This window comes from Desertivirga arenae (assembly GCF_017355785.1).
GTDB classification, from domain to species: Bacteria; Bacteroidota; Bacteroidia; order Sphingobacteriales; family Sphingobacteriaceae; genus Desertivirga; species Desertivirga arenae.
Window position 1 is genome coordinate 22779 of the sequence record NZ_JAFEWE010000013.1, and the last position, 21854, is coordinate 44632.

Annotated in this window: 13 protein-coding genes; 9 read left to right on the forward strand and 4 right to left on the reverse strand. The window is 42.2% G+C overall.

The genetic code is table 11. The annotated features are described in order from the left end of the window. Positions 1 to 29: 29 nt before the first annotated feature. Together treZ and glgX are read right to left on the reverse strand one after the other, a co-directional pair. Positions 30 to 1871 (reverse strand): malto-oligosyltrehalose trehalohydrolase, encoded by a 1842-nt coding sequence (gene treZ, locus J4N24_RS19625; RefSeq protein WP_207535435.1) that lies wholly within the window; start codon positions 1869 to 1871, stop codon positions 30 to 32. Positions 1872 to 1995: 124 nt separating this feature from the next. Next, positions 1996 to 4134, reverse strand: a complete 2139-nt coding sequence (gene glgX, locus J4N24_RS19630) for a glycogen debranching protein GlgX (protein ID WP_207535436.1) — start codon at positions 4132 to 4134, stop codon at positions 1996 to 1998. Between the two features lie 187 nt (positions 4135 to 4321). On the opposite strand from glgX, the gene mutL reads away from it, so the two are divergent. The 6 genes from mutL to J4N24_RS19660 all read left to right on the forward strand — a co-directional run bounded on the left by mutL (position 4322) and on the right by J4N24_RS19660 (position 11474). Beyond that, entirely contained in the window at positions 4322 to 6187 is a 1866-nt protein-coding gene (gene mutL, locus J4N24_RS19635; protein WP_207535437.1) for a DNA mismatch repair endonuclease MutL, read from the forward strand. A gap of 28 nt (positions 6188 to 6215) precedes the next feature. Continuing rightward, positions 6216 to 6938: a rhomboid family intramembrane serine protease gene (locus J4N24_RS19640; RefSeq protein ID WP_207535438.1), complete on the forward strand. Its 723-nt coding sequence runs from the start codon at positions 6216 to 6218 to the stop codon at positions 6936 to 6938. Continuing rightward, the gene (locus J4N24_RS19645; RefSeq protein ID WP_207535439.1) at positions 6935 to 7798 is read left to right on the forward strand and encodes a rhomboid family protein; all 864 of its coding nucleotides are present in this window, start codon (positions 6935 to 6937) and stop codon (positions 7796 to 7798) included. The genes J4N24_RS19640 and J4N24_RS19645 overlap by 4 nt, the downstream gene beginning before the upstream one ends. After that, entirely contained in the window at positions 7788 to 8912 is a 1125-nt protein-coding gene (locus J4N24_RS19650) for an endonuclease/exonuclease/phosphatase family protein (RefSeq protein WP_207535440.1), read from the forward strand. The genes J4N24_RS19645 and J4N24_RS19650 overlap by 11 nt, the downstream gene beginning before the upstream one ends. A 58-nt stretch (positions 8913 to 8970) precedes the next feature. Further along, complete coding sequence (gene cysS, locus J4N24_RS19655) at positions 8971 to 10431, forward strand: cysteine--tRNA ligase (protein ID WP_207535441.1); 1461 nt, start codon at positions 8971 to 8973, stop codon at positions 10429 to 10431. 152 nt (positions 10432 to 10583) lie between these two features. Next, positions 10584 to 11474 carry a Cif family virulence factor gene (locus tag J4N24_RS19660; RefSeq protein ID WP_207535442.1) on the forward strand — a complete coding sequence of 297 codons (891 nt, stop codon included), beginning with the start codon at positions 10584 to 10586 and terminating at the stop codon, positions 11472 to 11474. 36 nt (positions 11475 to 11510) lie between these two features. Here the strand turns inward: J4N24_RS19660 and J4N24_RS19665 are convergent, their stop codons facing one another. Continuing rightward, positions 11511 to 12473 carry an AAA family ATPase gene (locus J4N24_RS19665; protein ID WP_207535443.1) on the reverse strand — a complete coding sequence of 321 codons (963 nt, stop codon included), beginning with the start codon at positions 12471 to 12473 and terminating at the stop codon, positions 11511 to 11513. A 3-nt stretch (positions 12474 to 12476) separates the two neighbouring features. Beyond that, complete coding sequence (locus J4N24_RS19670) at positions 12477 to 13826, reverse strand: peptidylprolyl isomerase (RefSeq protein ID WP_207535444.1); 1350 nt, start codon at positions 13824 to 13826, stop codon at positions 12477 to 12479. A 247-nt stretch (positions 13827 to 14073) separates the two neighbouring features. Here J4N24_RS19670 and J4N24_RS19675 point away from each other — a divergent pair, with 247 nt between their 5' ends. From J4N24_RS19675 to J4N24_RS19685, 3 genes are all read left to right on the forward strand, one after another. Beyond that, positions 14074 to 14610 carry a hypothetical protein gene (locus tag J4N24_RS19675; RefSeq protein WP_207535445.1) on the forward strand — a complete coding sequence of 179 codons (537 nt, stop codon included), beginning with the start codon at positions 14074 to 14076 and terminating at the stop codon, positions 14608 to 14610. A 25-nt stretch (positions 14611 to 14635) separates the two neighbouring features. Continuing rightward, a complete protein-coding gene (gene rdgB, locus J4N24_RS19680) occupies positions 14636 to 15220 on the forward strand; it encodes an RdgB/HAM1 family non-canonical purine NTP pyrophosphatase (protein ID WP_207535446.1) in 585 nt (194 codons plus the stop codon). Between the two features lie 272 nt (positions 15221 to 15492). Continuing rightward, complete coding sequence (locus tag J4N24_RS19685) at positions 15493 to 21849, forward strand: DUF2341 domain-containing protein (protein ID WP_207535447.1); 6357 nt, start codon at positions 15493 to 15495, stop codon at positions 21847 to 21849. The last annotated feature ends 5 nt before the right edge of the window (positions 21850 to 21854 follow it).

Genomic DNA, 21854 nt, shown 5'->3' on the forward strand with positions numbered 1-21854 from the left:
TTTTTGTTATTTCTTGAAATAAAAATCGTTTAGCTTGCCTCAGGAGCACTGTTTTGATAGATAACCATTGCCTCTGCCGGAATCAGGATGTTTTCTCCTTCTGCGGCATAATCAGGTATCTCTTCAGACCCTCCGAATTCAGAACTGGCAGAGTTAAGTAATTTATGCCATTGAGCACTGTATCCGGGTAACCTGATCTTTTTAGGGGTGTTAGCAAAGTTCAATAGAAAAACAAGATCAGTACCCTGGTCCCAACGATGAAGAATAACCACCTGCTCATCTTTCTGATGTTCTACCTCTAATTGGGTACGATCCAGTTTACTAAGGACAGGATGATCTTTCCTTAATTGAATAAGTGTTTTATAGTAATTGAAAAGGATGCTGTGAGGCTGCTGCTGAGGCAAATGCCATTGCAATTTAGATTCCTGAAAGGTGCTTTCAGAAACGGGGTCAGGTGCTTCTCCTTCTGCGTGAAAGGCTGCGAACTCTGCCTTTCTGCCTTTTCTTACCAATTCTGCCAATTCCTGGTCGGTGTGACTGACAAAATAGAGGAATGGATTTGACTCTCCGTATTCTTCGCCCATAAAAAGCATGGGGATATAAGGGCTGATCAGGACAGCACCCGCGAGCAGTTTTTGCATCTCGAAGCTATGAAGCTGACTCGTGCGCTCTCCCAACATGCGGTTTCCTACCTGGTCGTGATTCTGTGAAAAGACGATAAATTGCTTTCCCGGGTTATTCTCGGCCTTAATACCGAACATCTTCTTGCGGTGAGGGGAGAACTGCCCATCATATACATACGCGTCTTTATATGCTTTAGCAAGGTGATCAACATCAATGAAATCTGAATAATAGCCATTGCGGTCGCCACCTGCAGTTACCCGTAAGGCATGGTGAAATTCATCCACCCACTGCGCATCCATCCCGTAGCCCTCTTTTTCAAGCGGATTAATATACCTTGTATCATTCAGGTCGAGCTCTACGATGAGATAATGTCTTCTTCCGGTTTCCTGCATCAACTGATCTACATTCTGTTTGATCTCCCGCAGGATATGAACAGGACTAAAGTCTTTGATCGCATGAACAGCATCCAGCCGTAAGGCGTCAATATGAAAGTCACGGAACCACATCATTACATTCTCTATAAAGTAGCGTCTTACGCCGTCGCACCATTCGTCGTCAAAGTTTATCGCATTACCCCAGGGAGTGTTGTATTTATCCGTGAAATAGTGGCCAAAATCTCCAAGATAGTTTCCCTCCGGCCCCATGTGGTTATAGACACAGTCGAGGATAACTGAAATGCCTTTTTGATGACATGCGTCTACTAGGTGCTGAAGTCCAGCTGCCCCTCCATAAGTATTTTGTGCGGCAAAAGGAAGTACTCCATCATACCCCCAGTTCCGGCCGCCTGGAAATTGGGCTACGGGCATGATCTCGATCGCATTAACACCGAGCTCAAGAAGGTAGTCTAATTTTTTCTCAATTCCTTCGAAGGTTCCCTCGGGACTAAAAGTTCCGGTATGTAATTCGTAAATGATGTATTTTTCAAGGTCTAGGTTCTGCCAGTCCTGGTCTGTCCACTGATAGGTCTTAAGGTTAACGGCGAGTGAGGATCCGTGAACCGTATCTTCCTGGGCGCGGGAAGCAGGATCAGGGCGGTCCTTTTCGTCGTCGAGTACGAACATGTACCGGTCGCCCGCTTTTATTTCTGAAGTAGTTAAAGACCAGTAGCCGCCTTCTTCTTCCTGCAGCGCTAGTTTTTTCCCATTCTCTTTTAGCAGTATCTCCACTTTCTCAGCTTTCGGTGCCCAAAGCAGCACTTCTGCCTGTTCTTCCTCATTGAAGCTTACACCCAAAGTTTTGTGTTTCATCTTATTTAATTCTTCTTGGCACTGGTTGCAATGCCTGGTAGGTAGATAATGAAGTCGGGGATGCTTATTGGCAGATCCCCGACGTACAGATTATTTATTCAGGTATAGGTAGGGTTAATGGTATTTATCTCGGTACGATCTGTTTAAATACCATCACCGATCTTCCCTCTACTGTCACGGTGTCTTTTGGAGCAAATACTTCCCCTTCCCTGGAATCGTTGATGTAACCACTATGAGTATCTATTACTTTGATCCACTCTTTACCGTATTTTTTAGTGGGTAGTGCATACTCGATAGGCTCATAATGAGCATTGAATATTACATAGAAATGGTCATCGAGAACAGGCTCTCCTTTAGGCCCCACTGTACGGATCCCTTTACCGTTCAGGAACACACCGATCGACTTAGCGAAGTTATCTGCCCATGCCTCATCCGGCATTTCTGTTCCATCGGGCAGGAACCAGTTAATGTCTTCCACACCAATACCTTTTATCGGCTGTCCTTTAAACCAACGGCGTCTGCGGAATACGGGGTGGTGTTTACGGAAGTGGATAAGCCTGCTGGTGAATTCCACCAAATCTTTATCTGCTTCTCCCCAATTGATCCAGGAAATTTCATTGTCCTGGCAGTAAGCATTATTATTACCGCCCTGACTTCTACCTGCTTCATCACCAGCTACCAGCATTGGTACACCCTGGGAAATGAACATGGTGGTCAGGAAATTTCTTTTTTGTTTATTCCTTAATTCTATGATCTCCGGATCGTCTGTTGGTCCTTCCACTCCGCAGTTCCAGGAACGGTTGTGGCTGTCTCCATCATTGTTGTTTTCCCCATTGGCTTCGTTATGTTTTTCATTATAGGATACCAGGTCATGCAGGGTGAAACCGTCATGAGCTGTAATGAAGTTTATACTGGCTGTTGGTTTGCGGTAGTCATCTTTGTACAAGTCTGAACTTCCGGTAAATCTTTCTGCAAATTCACCCAGTACACTTTCTTCTCCGCGCCAGTAGTCACGTATACAATCACGGTACATACCGTTCCATTCTGCCCATCCCGGAGGGAATTTTCCTACCTGATAGCCTCCTTCTCCGATATCCCATGGTTCGGCAATTAGTTTTACCTGTGAGATCACGGGATCCTGGTGAATGATATCAAAGAACGCACTTAGGCGGTGTACTTCATGAAGTTCGCGTGCCAATGTAGAGGCAAGGTCAAAGCGAAAGCCATCCACATGCATCTCCAGGATCCAGTATCGTAAGCTGTCCATGATTAAGCGTAAGACATTAGGAAGGTTAGCGTTGAGTGTATTTCCACAACCTGTATAGTCCATGTAATAACGCTTGTTGTCGTCTACCAGGCGATAATAGGAAGCGTTATCAATCCCGCGGAAGCTCAGCGAAGGCCCCATCTGATTCCCTTCAGCTGTGTGATTGTACACCACGTCAAGGATCACTTCAATTCCTGCTTTATGCAGTTCCTTCACCATGTTTTTGAACTCTATCACCTGCTCTCCCTGTGTACCACTACTGGAGTAACGCACATCAGGGGCAAAGAATCCGATAGTATTATATCCCCAATAATTAGTGAGATCTTTTTCGAACAAGTACCGGTCGCGCACGAACTGGTGTACGGGGAGGAGCTCAATAGCCGTAATTCCAAGCTTTTTCAGGTACTTGATCGTCACGGGATGTGCAATAGCGGCATAACTGCCCTTTATCTCTTCCGGAATATCCGGATTCATTTGTGTAAAACCTTTTACATGCGCTTCATAGATGATCGATTTATGATAGGAGACCTTAGGCGCCACATCCCCTTCCCAGTCAAAGTTTGGGTCGATTACAACACTTTTAGGAATGTACGGAGCACTGTCGCTTTGACTGAAACTCAGATCTTCGTCAGGATGTCCCATCTCATAAGGGAAAAGGGAATCGTGCCACTGTACTGTACCGGCAATTGCTTTTGCATAAGGGTCAATCAAAAGTTTGTTAGGGTTGAACCGATGACCCTCCGAAGGCTCGTAGGGCCCATGCACGCGGTACCCGTACAATTGGCCCGGCTTCATGTCAGGAATGTATACATGCCAAACGTGGTGGGTCCGCTCCTGGATCTTTATCCGGTCGCTTTCTTTTGAATCGTCATTGCTGTCAAATAAGCACAGGTCTACACCTGTAGCGTTCTCCGCGTATATAGAAAAGTTGACACCTTTTCCGTCCCAGGTAGCTCCGAGCGGATAGGGACTTCCAGGATATATTAGTCTGCTCATATTGGCTATAAAATGAAAAATCAGTACGAAATGTTTTACAGTTATGCAAGGCTTTTTTGCAGAATTTGAAAACAGGTGTTTATAGCGAAAAGGGGAGCGTATAAAAACCTGGGAATAAAGAATTGATCAGCAGTTTTACAGCACGATCCTTAATTCCCCTTTTATTTTAATTAATTTTGCTTCGATTATGTCGGATATTATACAGCTTTTACCAGATTCGGTAGCCAACCAGATTGCAGCAGGGGAAGTAGTGCAGCGGCCCGCATCGGCAGTAAAGGAACTTCTGGAAAACTCAATTGATGCCGGGGCTTCTAAGATACAACTCATTGTAAAAGAAGCGGGAAAGTCTTTACTTCAGGTAACTGATGATGGATGCGGTATGAGTATTACCGACGCACGCATGTGTTTTGAAAGGCATGCAACCTCTAAGATCAAACAGGCTACAGACCTTTTTGCCATCCGTACCATGGGGTTCAGAGGCGAAGCAATGGCCTCGATCGCTGCTATCGCCCAGGTGGAGCTAAAAACCAGACGGCATGAGGACGAGCTGGGAACGCTTATTTGTATAGAAGGTTCTGAAGTAGTTAAGCAGGAACCTGTGTCAGCGCAGCCCGGTACGTCTATTTGTGTGAAGAACCTGTTCTATAATATTCCAGCCAGAAGGAATTTTCTCAAGGCAAACTCGGTTGAACTAAGGCATATCATTGACGAGTTTCAGCGTGTTGCCCTGGCTCATCCGGAGATCTTTTTTACCTTCCATTCTGATGGCAATGAAATTTTTCACCTGCCTAAAGCCACATTGAAGCAACGAATAGTCCATCTTTTTGGAAATTCTTATAATCAGAAGCTGGTTCCGGTAGAGGAAGATACCACTATCATCAATTTAAAGGGCTTTGTAGGCAAACCGGAATTCGCCAAGCGAACCCGAGGTGAACAGTTTTTCTTCGTGAACAAGCGTTTTATTAGGGACCCTTATCTGAACCATGCCATATTAACGGCCTTTGAAGATTTGCTTCCGGAAGAAACTTACCCTCTGTATGTACTCTTTATCGAAATAGATCCATCCAAGATCGATATAAACGTGCATCCTACAAAGACAGAGATCAAGTACCAGGACGAGAAGTCGATCTATGCGATCATTCGCTCTGCTGTAAAACGCTCTCTGGGGCAATATAATATTACACCGACAATCGACTTTGACCAGGAAACGGGTTTCAGTCACATGATCTCTCAAAAGGCTCCTGAAGATATTATTCCTCCGCAGATCACCTTCAATCCTGATTTTAATCCATTTGCAGCTGATCAGAAGCAAGCGCGTGGCACTTCTTCAACTTCCTCTTCCTACTTTGAACGCGGCTTTGGTTCTGAAAAGAAGGACGTGAGCAAGAATTGGGGTTCATTGTATGAGATCGTTGAATCTCCAGTAGCGGAACAACAGCAAATAGAACTGGAGCCTGAGATTGAGAAAAAGAGCCATAAAACCAGCGATCGTCAAATATTTCAGCTGCATAACCGTTTTATTATTTCACAGATCCGTTCAGGCTTTATGCTTATAGATCAGCAGGGGGCACATGAACGTGTTTTGTACGAGCGTTTCCTGCAGCAGCTCGACACGCATAAAGGGGCGAGTCAGCAAAGCTTGTTTCCGCAGACGGTGACTTTAAGTGCAGTAGATTTTGAGCTGGTTCGAGAACTGCTTCCGGATATACAGTCGCTCGGTTTTCAGGTACGTGAGTTTGGTAAGAATACCGTAGTTGTGGAAGGGATACCTGCTGATATAAGTGCAAATGTGAGCGAGGTGGAAATGCTTGAACATTTGATAGAGGGTTTTAAAAACAATTTTACGCTCTTGAAATTAAATAAGCGTGATAACCTGGCCCGTACGCTTGCCCGAAATGCAGCTATTAAGGCCGGAACACCGTTATCGCAGGAGGAAATGAACAATCTCATCGATCAGTTATTCGCCTGCGAAATGCCTAATTCGTCCATTTCCGGGAAACCGGTTGTTATCACTTATGCCATGGACGATCTTTTACAGAAATTTGAAAAATAAAAGGCCGTGAAAAACGGTATTATATTAAATGAACAGCTACAGATCATCTCCTCTTGATAATATTCCTCCGGTTGTAAAGAACCTGTTAATAATAAATGTTATTTTCTTCATTGCGACTCTGGTGATCAGAAGGGGCGGGGATATGATCCTGGTGGACCTTTTAGGCGTTCATTATTTTGATTCCCCCAAATTTAGAATCTGGCAGCCCATCTCGTATATGTTTATGCATAGTCCCACCGACTATTTCCATATACTATTCAATATGTTTGCTTTATACAGCTTAGGGGCTGCTATAGAATACGTTCTTGGTTCAAAAAGATTTTTAAATTTCTACCTCCTTACAGGGTTAGGCGCCTTAGCGCTTCAAATGGCAATTCAGGCTTTTGAAGTGTATTCATTAACGGGGGGAATAACTATAAATCCAGAGACTTATCAATCTCCAGATCAGTCAGCCCTTCAAAAATTGGGAGAGATTTATTATGGCCCTATGTTAGGTGCCTCAGGTGCAATTTTTGGTATATTTATCGCGTTTGGAATGCTCTTTCCAAATGCAGAATTGTTTATTATGCTGATACCAATACCGGTTAAAGCAAAATATATAATGCCTGTATACGTGTTAATAGAGCTGTTCTTAGGAGTGAGACAGTTTGCAGGTGATTCAGTTGCTCACTTTGCACACCTTGGAGGAGCATTATTCGGTTTTATATTGATTAAACTTTGGGGGATCAGACGTCCCGGAGGGTTTTTATGAACAGATCTGTAGTTAGTGATTTATGGTATAAAATGGTACATTCGGGAAGCCGGATGAACTTTTTTATTGGTATTAATACCATTATTTTCTTGTTCTTTGCGGTGGTTAATGTTGTGGAGTTCCTTTTCCGCATGGAAACTGGAATTCTTCCTTTTCTGAAAGTCAACCTGGCTTTACCCGCATTTTTACCATCACTGCTCTATAAGTTCTGGACCTTGTTCACGTACATGTTCGTTCACGAGGACTTTCTGCATTTTATCTTCAATATGTTAGCCTTGTACTGGTTCGGCCGGATCTTCGAAGATTTTCTAAATGCAAGGCAGTTTACCTTCACCTATATCGCTGGCGGAATAGTAGGAGGCTTATTATTTATTCTCTTCTATAATGTTTTCCCAGGCTATCAGGAAACCCTCCCATACGCTACTGTTGTAGGTGCTTCTGCTTGTGTAATGGCAATAATTGTTGCCACGGCTACTCTGCTTCCTGATTATAATCTACACTTATTGATCTTTGGAAGTGTTCAGCTGAAGTATCTTGCCTTAGTTTACATCTTGATCGATATTATTGGTATGGCTGGTCTTAACGCAGGGGGAGCTATCGCCCACCTTGGAGGTGCCTTGCTTGGCTTTGTTTATATTAAACAACTAAAGGCAGGGAATGACTGGAGTAAGACCTTTCAGCGCAAACCTAGATTGAAAGTAGTTCACCGGGAAAAAGTCACTTCAAGGGTTATAAATGACATTCCCGAACAGGAAGTGATAGACAGGATACTTGACAAGATCTCACAAAAAGGATATCAGAGCTTAACAAAGCAGGAAAAGGAATTGCTTTTTAAGGCTAGCAACAAGAATGAGGAGTAAAACCAGGAAAAAAGGATCGTCTATAGGGTACTTTAGTAAAAGCATCTTTGTGCTTAATACTATCGCTGCTGTTACTTTGCTCTTAAGCTATCTGGCCGCATTCATAAATCCTCAGTCCTTCTGGCCCTTTGCATTCTTTGGTTTAGCCTATCCATTTCTCCTCCTGATCAACATTGCTTTTGTAGTATACTGGCTTTTCCGGAAAGCGAAATATTCACTGCTCTCCCTGGCTGTTATCCTTATTGGCTGGAAGTTTGTAACAGGAAATATCGGTTTCAGAGGCTCCACCGGTATCCAAGTTCCTAAATCATCCCAGAATTTCATACGTGTTCTAACCTGGAATGCTCATTATTTTAAGAAGTTCGACTCTCAGAACGATAAGATCGTAAAGGATCAGATGCTGGATGTGATCAGGAACGAACAGCCGGATGTTCTATGTATACAGGAGTTTTATTCCAGGAAGAAGGGCGAATTCAATATCAGAAAATCAGTGTTAGAGATCTTAAACACCGAGCATTATTACCTGGAGAACATCATGGCTAATGATTATGAAGGAATTGGGTTAGCTATTTTCTCAAAGTATAAGGTCAGGAACAAAGGCCAGATCGTATTCCCTAATACCGACGCAGGTAATCAGGTGATCTATGCTGATTTTAAAGTCAATAATAAGAGCTTCAGGATCTATTGTGTACATCTTCAGTCGATCAAATTTCAGCCTGAGGACTACGACTACCTCAAGGAAGTTAAACAGGCCAACGCGAATGCCGAGTCTTCGAAACGTATTGGGAGCCGCTTGAAAAATGCATTTCTTAAAAGGGCTGAACAGGCCAAAATATTGAGGAGACATGCATTGGACAGTGGTCTGCCGTATCTTATTGCAGGTGATTTTAATGATACTCCTGCATCTTACACCGTTAATACGCTTAGTAAAGGCATTAAAAATAGCTTCAGGGAAAAAGGTAGTGGGTTTGGGGTAACTTATAACGGAGACTTCCCGAATTTTCAGATCGACTACATCCTTGCGTCGAATGATTTTAATGTTAAAAACTACTGTATCATACCTAAAAAGCTCTCCGATCATTATCCTGTTCGTTCGGACATGGAGCTTAAATAATCTGTTTTAGCCGGATTTCATCACCGCATTTATTTCCCTATTTTATTAAGTTTGCAGAATGACTAACAGCCTTGTTATTTATAATACGCTTACCCGTACAAAAGAAAAGTTTGAGCCTTTAAATCCTCCTTTTGTGGGTATGTATGTATGTGGTCCGACTGTTTACAGCGATGTGCACTTGGGAAATTGCCGCACCTTTGTTTCCTTCGATCTGATCAATCGTTACCTTTTGCACCTTGGCTATAAGGTAAGATATGTCCGCAATATAACGGATGCCGGACACCTGGAGGGTGACAGGGATGAGGGAGATGATAAGTTCTCTAAAAAAGCAAGGCTGGAGCAATTAGAACCCATGGAAATTGTACAGCGTTACACGATCGGTTTTCATGATGTAATGCGATTATTTAATACGCTGCCTCCAAGTATAGAGCCCACCGCTACCGGTCATATCGCTGAGCAGATCGAGATGGTGAAGCAGATCATAGATAATGGCTTCGCTTACGAGCGGGAGGGAACGGTGTATTTCGATGTGGAAAAGTACTCTCAGGGTAATAACTATACCATTCTGACCAATCGTAATCTCGAAGAACTTCTTGCTAATACCCGCGATTTGGGTGGGCAGGATGAGAAAAAAGGCCGCCTGGATTTTGCCCTTTGGATAAAAGCAAAGCCCGAGCATATCATGCGCTGGCCTTCTCCCTGGGGATGGGGATTTCCGGGATGGCATATTGAATGTTCTGCTATGAGCAGTAAGTACCTGGGCGATGTTTTTGATATACATGGAGGCGGAATGGACCTCGCGGCAACACACCATACTAATGAAATTGCACAGTCGCAAGCTTGTAATCATACCTCTCCAGCTAAATACTGGATGCATACCAATATGCTAACTGTTAATGGTGCCCGTATGTCAAAATCGGCAGGAAATGGTTTTCTTCCGCATGAATTGTTCACAGGAAGCCACCCGTTGTTGCAAAAGGGCTATTCGCCAATGACTGTTCGATTTTTTATGCTGCAGGCCCATTATCGTAGTACCCTGGATTTCTCAAATGAAGCCCTGGAAGCGTCAGATAAAGGGTTTAAACGACTGATGAATGCTATTGATCTTTTGGATAAGCTTAAGCCTTCAGCTACATCAAACGTTCAGGTGGGAGACCTTAAACAAGCCTGTTATGATGCGATGAACGACGACTTTAACAGTCCTGTAGTAATCGCACAGCTATTCGAGGCCGCCCGGATCATTAATGGTGTCTATGATGGTAAGGCTCAGGCTACCCAAGAAGATATCGAGGCATTAAAATCCCTGATGGATGACTTTGTGTACGATGTATTGGGTTTGAAGGTGGAGAAGGCCGAAACAGACGATATTGGCAAGATCATGGAATTTATCATCCAGCTTCGTTCGGAGGCCAAGGCGAATAAGGATTACCTAACCTCTGATAAGATTAGAAATGGTCTTCAGGATCTGGGCATTCAGCTAAAAGATAGTAAAGAGGGCACAACCTGGACAAAGGCTTAACATTTTGGAGTATCCTAAGGATGGATCTATTTATCATCTTTAGGATACCTCACCTTCCTGACAAAACAATTTTCTACTTTTTGAAGTAGTATCTTTCAAATAAGATAAACCCTCCTGGCTCGTTTGTCTTCTATGATGAAATTTTAGTCTTAATGAAATTATTTTCTAGTATTAGTTTTCTTCTGTTTTTTATATCAACAGCATATTCTCAGACGACGATAAAGGTTAGTCAGATCCTGAACAATGAGAGCAATTTTGCAGCCTTGGTTAGTCAAAAAGGATTGAGAAAGGCTTTTCTTAAGGTGTCTGATAAGAATACCCTGGTGTTCAAACCCGGCCCGGTTAGTGCCCTGAAATATTATAGGGAGCAGCCAGACAGTATTGGTTATATGAGCTGGGAACCTGAATTTGCACGGATATCTAAAAGCCTGGACTGGGGATTTTCAACGGGACCTTTCATTTACAAGGAAGTTGTTGATGGCCCAGCAAAATACTACGGTACTTATGTTTCTATCTGGAAGAAGAACGACAAGGGAAAGTGGCGATTGGCTGTTGATTTAGGGGTATCACACAAAAAGCCGGCTAAAAAGGGCGCCATGAATTTTGCGAATCCAGTGGATGAGAAGTTTGTTCACCAGCGCTCAAAGAATAGGTTGCAGCAACGGGAAGATATCGTATTCAGTTCCGATAAATTACTAAGTACGATTGAGAAGGCAAATAATAAGATTGCGATGAATGAGTTCCTTTCAGAGAATAGTCGCCTTATTTTGCCTGACTATGAACCTATAGTAGGAAAGAAAGCTATCATGGATTTCTGGGCTAAAAAGGATTTTAGAGAAAATTCAACTCCTTTGAAAGTAGACCGGGCTTATAGCGGTGAGTTCGCTTTTACTCAGGGAGAGGCCACTATCTATACAAAAGTAGGGCCTAAAAAATATCATTATATACGTATTTGGGAGGTGCAGCCTGGGTTTAAGTGGAATATTATCCTTCAAATTTATAACGAAGCAGGAGAGAGTGTTTTGAAAGAGACGGAAGATTAGTCCACTGATTCCTGCTTAAATTATAGATACTGCTTTTTATAATAGCCTTTTTATCAGATCCTCTGTTGAGATTCCTTCAGCTTCGGCCTTATAATTACGCACTATCCTGTGTCTTAAAATAGGCTCTGCTATTGCCTGTACATCTTCAATATCCGGAGAGTATTTGCCATTTATTGCAGCGTGGCATTTAGCACCCAGAACAAGGAATTGAGAAGCTCTCGGTCCTGCTCCCCAGCTTAAGAACTTATTAACGTCGGCTGTAGCGGTAGGGGTGTTTGGACGGGTTTTAGCGGCAAGGCCCACTGCATACTCCAATACATTGTCTGTAATCGGAATATTTCTAACAAGCTTCTGGAAATACATGATCTGTTCTGCATTGAGTATTTTCTGCAGATCTATCTGACGGTTTGCAGTGGTGTTCTTCACTACTCTTACCTCGTCCTGAAAAGAAGGATAAGATAAGAATACGTTAAACATAAAGCGATCTAATTGGGCTTCGGGAAGGGGATAGGTACCTTCTTGTTCAATTGGGTTCTGAGTTGCAAGAACAAAGAAGGGCTTTGGTAAGGGATAAGTCTGGCCGCCTACCGTGACGATCTTCTCTTGCATGGCTTCCAGAAGCGCCGCCTGAGTTTTTGGAGGTGTCCGGTTAATCTCATCCGCCAAAATTATATTAGAAAAAACCGGTCCTTTGATAAACTTAAAAGACCGGTCTTCACCAAGTATTTCAGACCCTACAATGTCCGAGGGCATTAAGTCGGGCGTGAACTGTATGCGATTATAGCTTAAGTCAAGCACCTGTGCTACAGTATGAACTAATAGTGTTTTTGCTAGTCCCGGTACACCGACCAGCAAACAGTGACCATTGCTGAATATAGAAATTAAAACAGATTTTACTACATCGTCTTGTCCGATAATGACATTTCCGATTTCTTCTCTTATTTTTTTATACGACGCACTTAGGGCATCTATGGCTTCTATATCCGATTTGTAGGTCATGTTTTAGTTCGTGGATGTCCAGAGTTTTAAGCTCGAGCAAGACTGAAATTCAGGGTCAATCTTGATATAGGTCTGCTTACGTTTCTTTTCAAACCACTCACTTGCCTTTTTGTTCAGTTTATCCTGATAAGCATCTTCCTTAAGCTTAGGGAAATCCTGATCAAGGTTAGCCTGATGTGGTTGTGTTTTAGATTTCAGATAAAAGAACCTGTATCCCTGCTTGCCTTCTTTCGATGTGAATAATTCTGGCTTAGAGTACGTTCCAACCTTCATTGTATCAACTGTAAGAAACACAGAAGGCTCCAGTTTGTCAGTAGGGATATAGGTAGTACGACTAGATACTCCTTCTGAGTTTAAAAGCATACCCCCGCTAAACTTAGTTTCATTATTATCAGAGAACAGGGAAGCTGCTGTAGCAAACGGAAGTTTTCCAGCAACAACATCGCGGTAAATACTGTCGATATGTACTTTAGTGCGGTCAAGACTCGCATTAGTAGGTTCTGTTTTAATAAGGATGTGACGTGCATGTACCTGCTCTCCTCGCCTTTCAATTACTTGTAGCACGTGAAAACCATAGTCCGTTTCAAACACCGGAGAAACTTCTCCTGCTTTAAGTTTGAAAGCCATTGCACTGAACTCCTTTACCATTGCCGTTCTGTCAAAAAATCCAAGGTCGCCACCCTCCGGAGCAGAACCCGGATCCTGAGAATATACACTTGCCAGGGTCTCAAAGCTTTCTCCTCCTTTAACGCGCAGGCGTAATGCCTCAGCTTTATCCCGGAAGCTCTCTTTCTCCTGTTTAGTTAATTTTGGATTGATCACTACTTCACCGATCTCAACTTCTGTATTATAGTAAGGTAAACTATCTTTAGGAATGGACTCAAAATAACGTTTAACTTCCAAAGGAGTCACCGCAATATTTTCAGTGATCTTAGAGCGCATCTTTTCTGCGATCATTTGCTCACGAACATCGGGTCTGATCTCGTCTTTATACTGAAGTACAGACCTGTTCAGGAATTTTTCTAATCTTTCCTGACCACCGGCACGTTGAACAAAAACACGCATACGACGATCAACTTCACTGCTTACATCGTCATCGGTTACTGTTACAGAGTCGATAACTGCCTGCTGGGAAAGCAATTTCTGCGTGAGCATCTGTTGAACCAGATAGCATTTAACCTCCGGGTTTTCAGTATTACCTTGTAAGATGTAGTTGGCGTAATCTCTCTCAATATCCGATTGAAGGATAACATTGTCGCCTACGACAGCTACAATTTTATTTATAGAACGTTGCGCGTATATGTTAGTAAGTGAGGCAATCAGAATAGCAATAACCCCTAGAATTTTTCTCATTCTCTCTATTAATAATTATGCCCTTCGGCAGATTTTTACATGTTAATCCAGAATCCCGCAAAATTATCAGAATAATTTGTTATTCGATCATTTTCTGAAATATAAGCTATGGGACGCTAAGGTAAGTGGATTTCCTATCTGATTTATAACGAAAACTTTATTTAACTATTTTTAACAGCCACTATTATTGTTAAAACTTCTAAAGCCAGCTATCTGGCATTGAAATGAAATTCTTAATTTTGGAGGGATGAGTGAACTAAGAGCAGATCATAGCGTGGCCCTTCGATTTTTAATGACAGAAGAGCTTTACCTGGTAGACCCTATTGATTCTGTAATTGCACGGACGAATCAGGCAGAAGTAATACCGCCTTCCCCTGCGCCCTCTGTTGATGTTAGTGAGACTGTCTCCTTTGACTATCTTGGTGAGAACAATAAGTATTTTGCTATTCTGGTAAATTACCCTGGACAGCAGTATATGGCGGCTAAAGAACTGGAGGCATTGAAAAGTATACTCGGTGCGAAAAAGATGCATATAGAAGATGTAGCTCTGGTAAATTTACATAAGTATCCCTCGGCTAATTTTCATCAGCTTAAAACCTTTCTTGCATCTAACCGCGTTGTAATCTTCGGAATCCCATCTCAACAAATACAACTACCTGCATTTCCTTTAAATCAGATTTCAGAACATGAAGGAGTGAAGGTGCTTGTTACCTTCGCGTTCTCTGAAATGATGACCGACGTTGAGAAGAAGAAAGCGTTCTGGAACGTAATGAAAGTATTTTAATAACCTTATTTTTCATAGATGTAAAATGCAGACCCTGGTATTTTCAACAAATAATAAGCATAAGCTGCAAGAAGTACAAGCTTTGATAGGAAGCAAATTTCAGCTAAAGACACTTGAGGAGATAGGCTGTTTTGACGATATCCCTGAGACTGGGGCTACTTTTGAAGCAAATGCGTCGCAGAAGAGCCATTATATCTATGAACGTTTTCAGCTTGATTGTTTTTCGGATGATTCAGGTTTAGAAGTGGATGCTTTGGATAAAGAGCCAGGTGTTTTTTCTGCCCGTTATTCCGGATCCAGAGACTCGGAAGAAAACCTTCAACTTGTATTAAAGAACATGCAAGGGAAGGAGGACCGCACTGCCCGTTTCCGTTGTATGATCTCTCTAATCTTAGACGGTGAAGAGCATTTTTTTGAAGGTAGTGTTGAAGGAGAAATCACCTATACCAAGAGTGGTTCTGAGGGTTTTGGCTATGATCCTATTTTTAAACCTGCCGGCTACGATAAAACCTTCTCAGAAATGAGCGGGGAGGAGAAAAATAAGATCAGTCACCGGGGTATTGCTGTTCAGAAAATGGTCACTTTCTTAAAGTCTGTAACTATGGATTAAGTCCCTGTCTCTTTTTGTTTTTCTTTTCTTTCTTTTAGCTTAAAGCTATTTAATCTTTTTTTGATTTTATTTCCGCTTTGTTTGGCGCTAATCCTATATTTACGCCACGACACTCAGCTATTTTTATTTTAAATAGTACCAGTTCTCGCTGGTTACTCATAATCATTTAGAATAGGGGAAAAGTAGCAGTATTTATTTTATTAATTTTTTAGGGTTTTGATGAGGCCCTAAAGGAATTTTATTAACCTTTTAATTCGCAATTAGGCAGGAAAATGAACTTAAAAACTCGCCTTATCCTAATTTTTGCCGGTATTTTTATGCCTTTGCTTTCAATAGCTCAGTATTACGGCAATTATTCTTATCGTAAAAAGCTTACGCTTAATACGACAACTTACGTCAGTGGAAATGCAGACTTAAGCAACTTTGTGGTTTTATTATCTATCACGGATAATGATCTGATTAGAACAGGATCTATATCTGACAAGCTTAGGTCAGCAAGTGCTAATGATATTGCTTTTACTGATGCTACAGTTACCCAGACCTCTGCTACTGAGTATAACTACCAGTTGGAAAGTTACGATGCTGCTACCGGTACCTTAAAAGTCTGGGTTAAAATACCAGTTTTAAAAAAGGCAAGTAATAACACGGTCTATTTCTATTTCGGTTCAAATACTCCTCCTGCCCATCCTTCGGCTAAAGATACCTGGACCTCTGATTATAAGGCGGTTTTTCATTTTAATGAAAGTTCCGTATCAACTAATAGCGGGGCTATCACTAATGGAATAGGCTCAAATAACGCCACACTGAGTAGTAACACAGCTACCTTGGAAGAAGGGAAAATTGGAAAGGGGTATAAGTTTACGGGGAGCCAAAATATTGTTACTGCGAGTTCTGTGGTTTCTACTTCAAATCAGACATTTACTATGTCTGCATGGATAAAGCCTTCGGATCTGTTAGCTTCAAGTATTGACCAGAAGATAATGTCGAATTATACTCCTGCGGTGGGATCTCACACCGGCTTCCAAATGGGTATTTACAAAAATAACAACAGTGATGTTCCAAGGGTCCAGTCTGAATTTTGGTGGGGTACTTATGGAAGTGGGACGAAAGAGACAGGAGGAGGAACTAGCCTTGTGCAGGACGGTTGGTATTTTGTACAAACGGTAGGGGAAGGTAATGGTTCGAACGCTTACATTAGAACTTATGTAAATGGAGTGCTGGAAAGATCAAAGGATGCGGGAAGTGATGGTCGCAACGGGTCTCTGTTATATCTAGGTTCCGGTAGCCCTTCTGAGGGGACCGATCTTCGTTATTTCAAGGGGATAATGGATGAAGTGAGGATTTCTGAAGTCGCTAAGTCAGCAGATTGGATCAAAACAGAATATAATAATCAAGCAGGAATCAGTGGTCAATCTTTTGTTTCCATTGATCACCTGGAAGTCTTAAGTACTCCTCCTTCTGTCCCTACCGACGCGAACAGTGCGGCTAATTTGATTTCTGAGATTACCACTAACGGAACTTCGGTGGGACTCAAGGCTTCTTCGTCCTCCAATACCGCAGGCAGTATTTCTTATTATCTTACCGATGACGCTGGCGGGCGCTTTACCATTAATTCTAGTACAGGCGAAGTTACAGTTGCTAATGCAGGTTTGATTAATTATGAAATCAATCCTAGTCATACCATCACCGTTCTCGCTTCTGATACCTATACCACTTCATCGAGTACATTTACTATAAATGTGATCAATGAGCCTGAGCCTTTTGTCAACCCGGTGGATATTAATTCCGCTGCCGACCAGGTAGCTGAAAACTCGTCTAATGGAACTACGGTGGGAATAACAGCTTTCTCTGAGAATGAAGGCACAGCGGTTACCTACAGTTTAACCGACGACGCAGGCGGGCGCTTCGCTATCAACAGTAGCACGGGTGTGATAACAGTAGCGAATGGAAACCTTTTAAACTACGAAGCGAACCCCTCTCATACGATTATTGTAAAAGCAACAAGTGGTTCTGATTGGAAAACCTCAACGTTTACTATTGCTCTAACCGATGTACTGGAAGCTTCGACTGGAAGTAGCTACAGTAATTATCTGTACCGGAAAAAGCTTACCCTGAATGCTGCCAGTTATGTAAGTGGTACAGGGGAACTTTTAAACTTCCCAGTCTTGTTGGAAATCCATGATACGGATTTGAAGCATACCGGAAGCTTAAGTGATAAAATTAAATCAGCCACTGCTAATGATATAGCATTCAAAGAAGCTTCGGGCACTCAAAGTTCTGCAGGCGAGTTGAGCTATCAAATAGAAAGTTATGACGCAGTAAATGGCGTTTTAAAGGTTTGGGTTAAAATTCCAAGCTTGAAGAAGTCGGTGAATAATGAGGTCTATATGTACTTCGGATCGAGTAATCCAACTTCTCACACTCCAACTGATACCTGGGGTTCTGATTACAAGGCGGTCTTCCACTTCAATGAAAACGCTTTTACAACTAATGCGGGGGGGATTATTGATGGTAAGGGCTTGAATAATGCTACTATGACAAGTTCGGCAAATAATATGACGACCGGTATTATTGGTAGTGCTTACTCGTTCGATGGAAGTAGTCAGGTAATAAAAACGGTCAACACAATGCCTTCTACCACTAACTTTACGATATCGGCCTGGGTAAAGCGATCTGGAAATTCTGCTGATCAAAAGATCTGTTCTAATCAGGACAAAGATAATAGTGGTCGTGGTTATAAGATGGGGATTTTTACGGATGATAAGCCAGAGTCTGAATTTAATCAGGGTTCGAGTATTGACACTCGCGGTGTTGATCCGTCTTATACCACTATTAATACAACAGACTGGTATTATCTCCAAACAGTCGTAGATGGAACAGCGCTACGAACTTATTTAAATGGGCAGCTTTACCGTTCTCGTTCTACAACTAATACTGGGGAAGTTGGTTCGTACTTGTATATCGGGGCAGGTGCTTTAAATGAGTGGCAAGGACTCCGTTTTTATTTCCATGGTTCAATTGACGAATTCCGCGTTTCCTCTGTTGCTAAATCCCCTGATTGGATCGCTACTGAATATAACAATCAGCGTTATCCATCAAATCAGGGAACTGGTTTAAACGGAGGTGATACCTTTATAAAAACCTACGGTTCTTTAGAGTTTGTAAATACTGCACCGACTAGCCCCACTGATATAAGTTCTCTAACTAATGAAGTTCCTGAAAATTCGGAAATCGGTACGTTGGTGGGACTGACCGTTTCAGCTTCAGATCCTGAGCAAAATCCTGTTACTTACTCCTTAACAGACAATGCTGGAGGGAGATTTACTATTAATTCTTCTACTGGCGTCGTATCTGTCGCTAATAAAACTTTACTCAATTTCGAGAAAGCACAGTCACATACAATTACTGTGCAGGCTTCAGATGGGTACTATACTTCAAGTCAGAGCTTTACAATTGCTGTCACTAATGTTGTTGAAACGATTTCAACAATCGAGGATGTTAATGCTGCTGCAAATGAGATTTCAGAAGGTGCTACTATCGGGACTATTGTTCCAATTACTGCCTTTGCCGAGCATGAGTTTAATGCTACTGTGATTTATTCATTAAGTGATAACGCAGGTGGAAGATTTAAAATCAATGCAAGTACAGGTGTTGTAAGTCTGGCCTCGGAGAATCTTGATTACGAAACTACAAGTACTCATACGATAAAGGTTGAAGCTAAGGAAGGGGCTACAACAATAGTAAAGGACTTCATCATAAATGTTACTGACTACTATGACTTCAGTTCTGGTTATGCTTTTAAAAAGTCTGTTACCCTAAATAACAACCTGTTAAATTTAAGCTCTGGCTTAAGCAATTTTCCTGCCTTGCTCCGGGTCCAGGACAATAATTTAATACTTGCAGATAGGTGTTCAGGAGTTATTGGCTCTATAGCTAACCCTGATATCGCTATTATCGATCCTACGTCCCCTACTTCGCAGCTTAACTATAAGATCAAGAGTTACAATTCTACTAGCGGGACTATTGATGTGGAAGTTAAAATTCCGGCTCTGACCTCTACTCCGAAAATCCTTTATGTTTATTTCGGTACAGAGGCTGCCGACCTAAGTCACACGCAAGCCTTTACAGATGCCACCTATAGTGGAGTTCCTGCCACTCCTGGTTCTGACTGGACCTCTGCAACCACTACGATCAATTCTAATCCCGCGGCTTATACCAGCAATGGTACTTTGGAGGTTATCTACAAGAAAGCGGAGACTTTAGCCGGGGCACTGACCTATACCTGGACGGGTAGCGTAAGTACGGATCCGACTAACGCCGGTAACTGGACCTGCACTACAAGTGGGGAAAGTAATTTATTGCCAGCCAACACAGGGAAAGTAACATTACTGATTCCGGGCGGGCTTACTAACTATCCAGTTTTAACAGCTAGTCTTTCGGCTTACGGAATTACCATTGCTTCGGGTGCTAGTCTTTCTTTAAATGGTAAGCAGTTAAATGTAAAATGTAATTTCTATAATAACGGTTCCCTCCTTTACAATGAAAATAATAGTTCAGCCCTGGCCTTCAAGGGAGAGTTGTCTAACCAATATTACTATGGAAATACGATCAATGGACAAGTTGGAACCTTAGAAGTAAATAATACAGCAGGAAATGTCATACTACTGGGAGGAGGACTGGATGTTTATTCCCTTGTAACGGTATCTTCAAATTCCCTGAGTTCAAATGGTTATTTAAATCTAAAAGCAAGTGCTACAACAACCGCTGCTGTTGCGCCATTGCTTAATGGTACTTCAATTTCTGGTGATGTAAATGCAGAGATATTTTTCACGGGTGGTGGATATGAGATGCGGGGGCCGAGATCTTTCTCTTCTCCTGTTAATGGAATGCAAAGCACCTTAAGTACCTACGAGCAATTACAGAAATCGATGATCATTACCGGGCCGGGTGGTGAAAGTAATGGCTTCGATCCGGGAGGTGGTTTAAGGCCGAACGCTGCAACCCTTACCCGGTACTATGAACCCGCTAAGGTAACGCAGTCTCAGTTTGTGGATGTGGGGAATATTAAGGATCCTTTACTTCCTGGAAACGGCGTTTTTATCTATTTCCGTGGTAACAGAAATGGGTACACGAGAGAAACAGCGACGAGCTCTCATAAGCTTAATGCCCCATTTATGGATCCTGAAAATACGGCAGTCAAGCTGGAAGGACCGGTAAACCAGGGTGATGTTAAGGTTGATTTCACCTTTACAAATAATGGAGAAGCGGCCCGGGACGGTTTTAACCTGATTGGAAACCCTTACCAGGCCGTGATCGACTGGGAAGCTGTGGAGAAAGTTGGTGTGGGTACACAATTGGTTGTAGCCAAGCCGACGGGCGGATTTGCAACATACATGAAGCCTAACAACTCTGATGTTTACATTACAGCAAACGCTAACAGCTCGCCTTACACTGGTGGCACCCTTCGCTATATCCAGCCTGGATTAGCTTTCTATGCAAAAGCTACAGGCCCTGGATCCTATGTAAAGTTCAAAGAGGGCGATAAAGTAATATTAACCAGTACAGAAACTCCGGCTAAACTTCTCTCTACCCGCCAAAGTGATGTATCAATATCGATAGCTGGCGTAGAAAAGCCAACAGTAAAGGCAATTTCATCCACGAAGATCTTAAGAATGAACCTGGAAGGAAAAACGAATACGGAGGAATCTGTAGTGCTCTTCAATCCGAACTTTGATTCAAAAGCAGTGCTTAATGAGGATGCAACTGTCTTTGGTTCGAGCACAGTTACATTCAGCACGCTTTCTTCAGATAATGTAAGATTAGTAATTAACGCTCTGCCTACGGCTACCAGTACCACTATTATTCCCCTGAACATAAATGCTGAAAATACCGAGGATGTTAAGTTGAACTTTACAGATCTTTCAGCTATTGGTAATGCTCAACTGGTATTAGTAGACAGCTACCTGAATAAAACTATCGAAATCACATCTTCTAACGCCAGCTATCCTTTTACTATTGATAAGTCGGTTGCTGCAAGCTATGGAACTACAAGGTTAAAACTTATCGTTAATCCACCTTCTGTTCTTCCACTCGAAGCGGGAAGCTTTATAGCCAGGAAACAGAACAACGAAGTGAAACTTAACTGGACCACTCTATCTGAAAGCAGGTCGAAGGAATTCTTAATCGAGAAGTCGTTTAACGGAGTTGATTTTACAGAATTAGGCCGTATTACTGCTTCAGGGAATTCTTCTGTAAAGAAACAATATAATCTTACTGATCAAGCTCCGGCGGATGGTATTAATTACTACAGACTCAGTTTGCGGAACGATAATAATGAAATAGCTTATACTTCCCTTGCTTATATTAACTATAGTCTAAAGAACGTCGCTAAAGTCTCACTTTTTCCAAATCCAGCCACTCACATTCTTAATGTCGCCCTGGATAATCCTCACTCTGTTAAAACCTGGAGCATTATCAGTCCCGAGGGCAAGATATTGAAACAGAAGCAGGTGTCTAACAACGGAGCTCTGCAGCTGAATGTAGCAGATCTTAGATCAGGTGTTTACATCCTTGATCTGATGGGAGAAGGAAATGAGGTTATAGCAAGGTTAAAATTCATTAAAAACTAGACTGA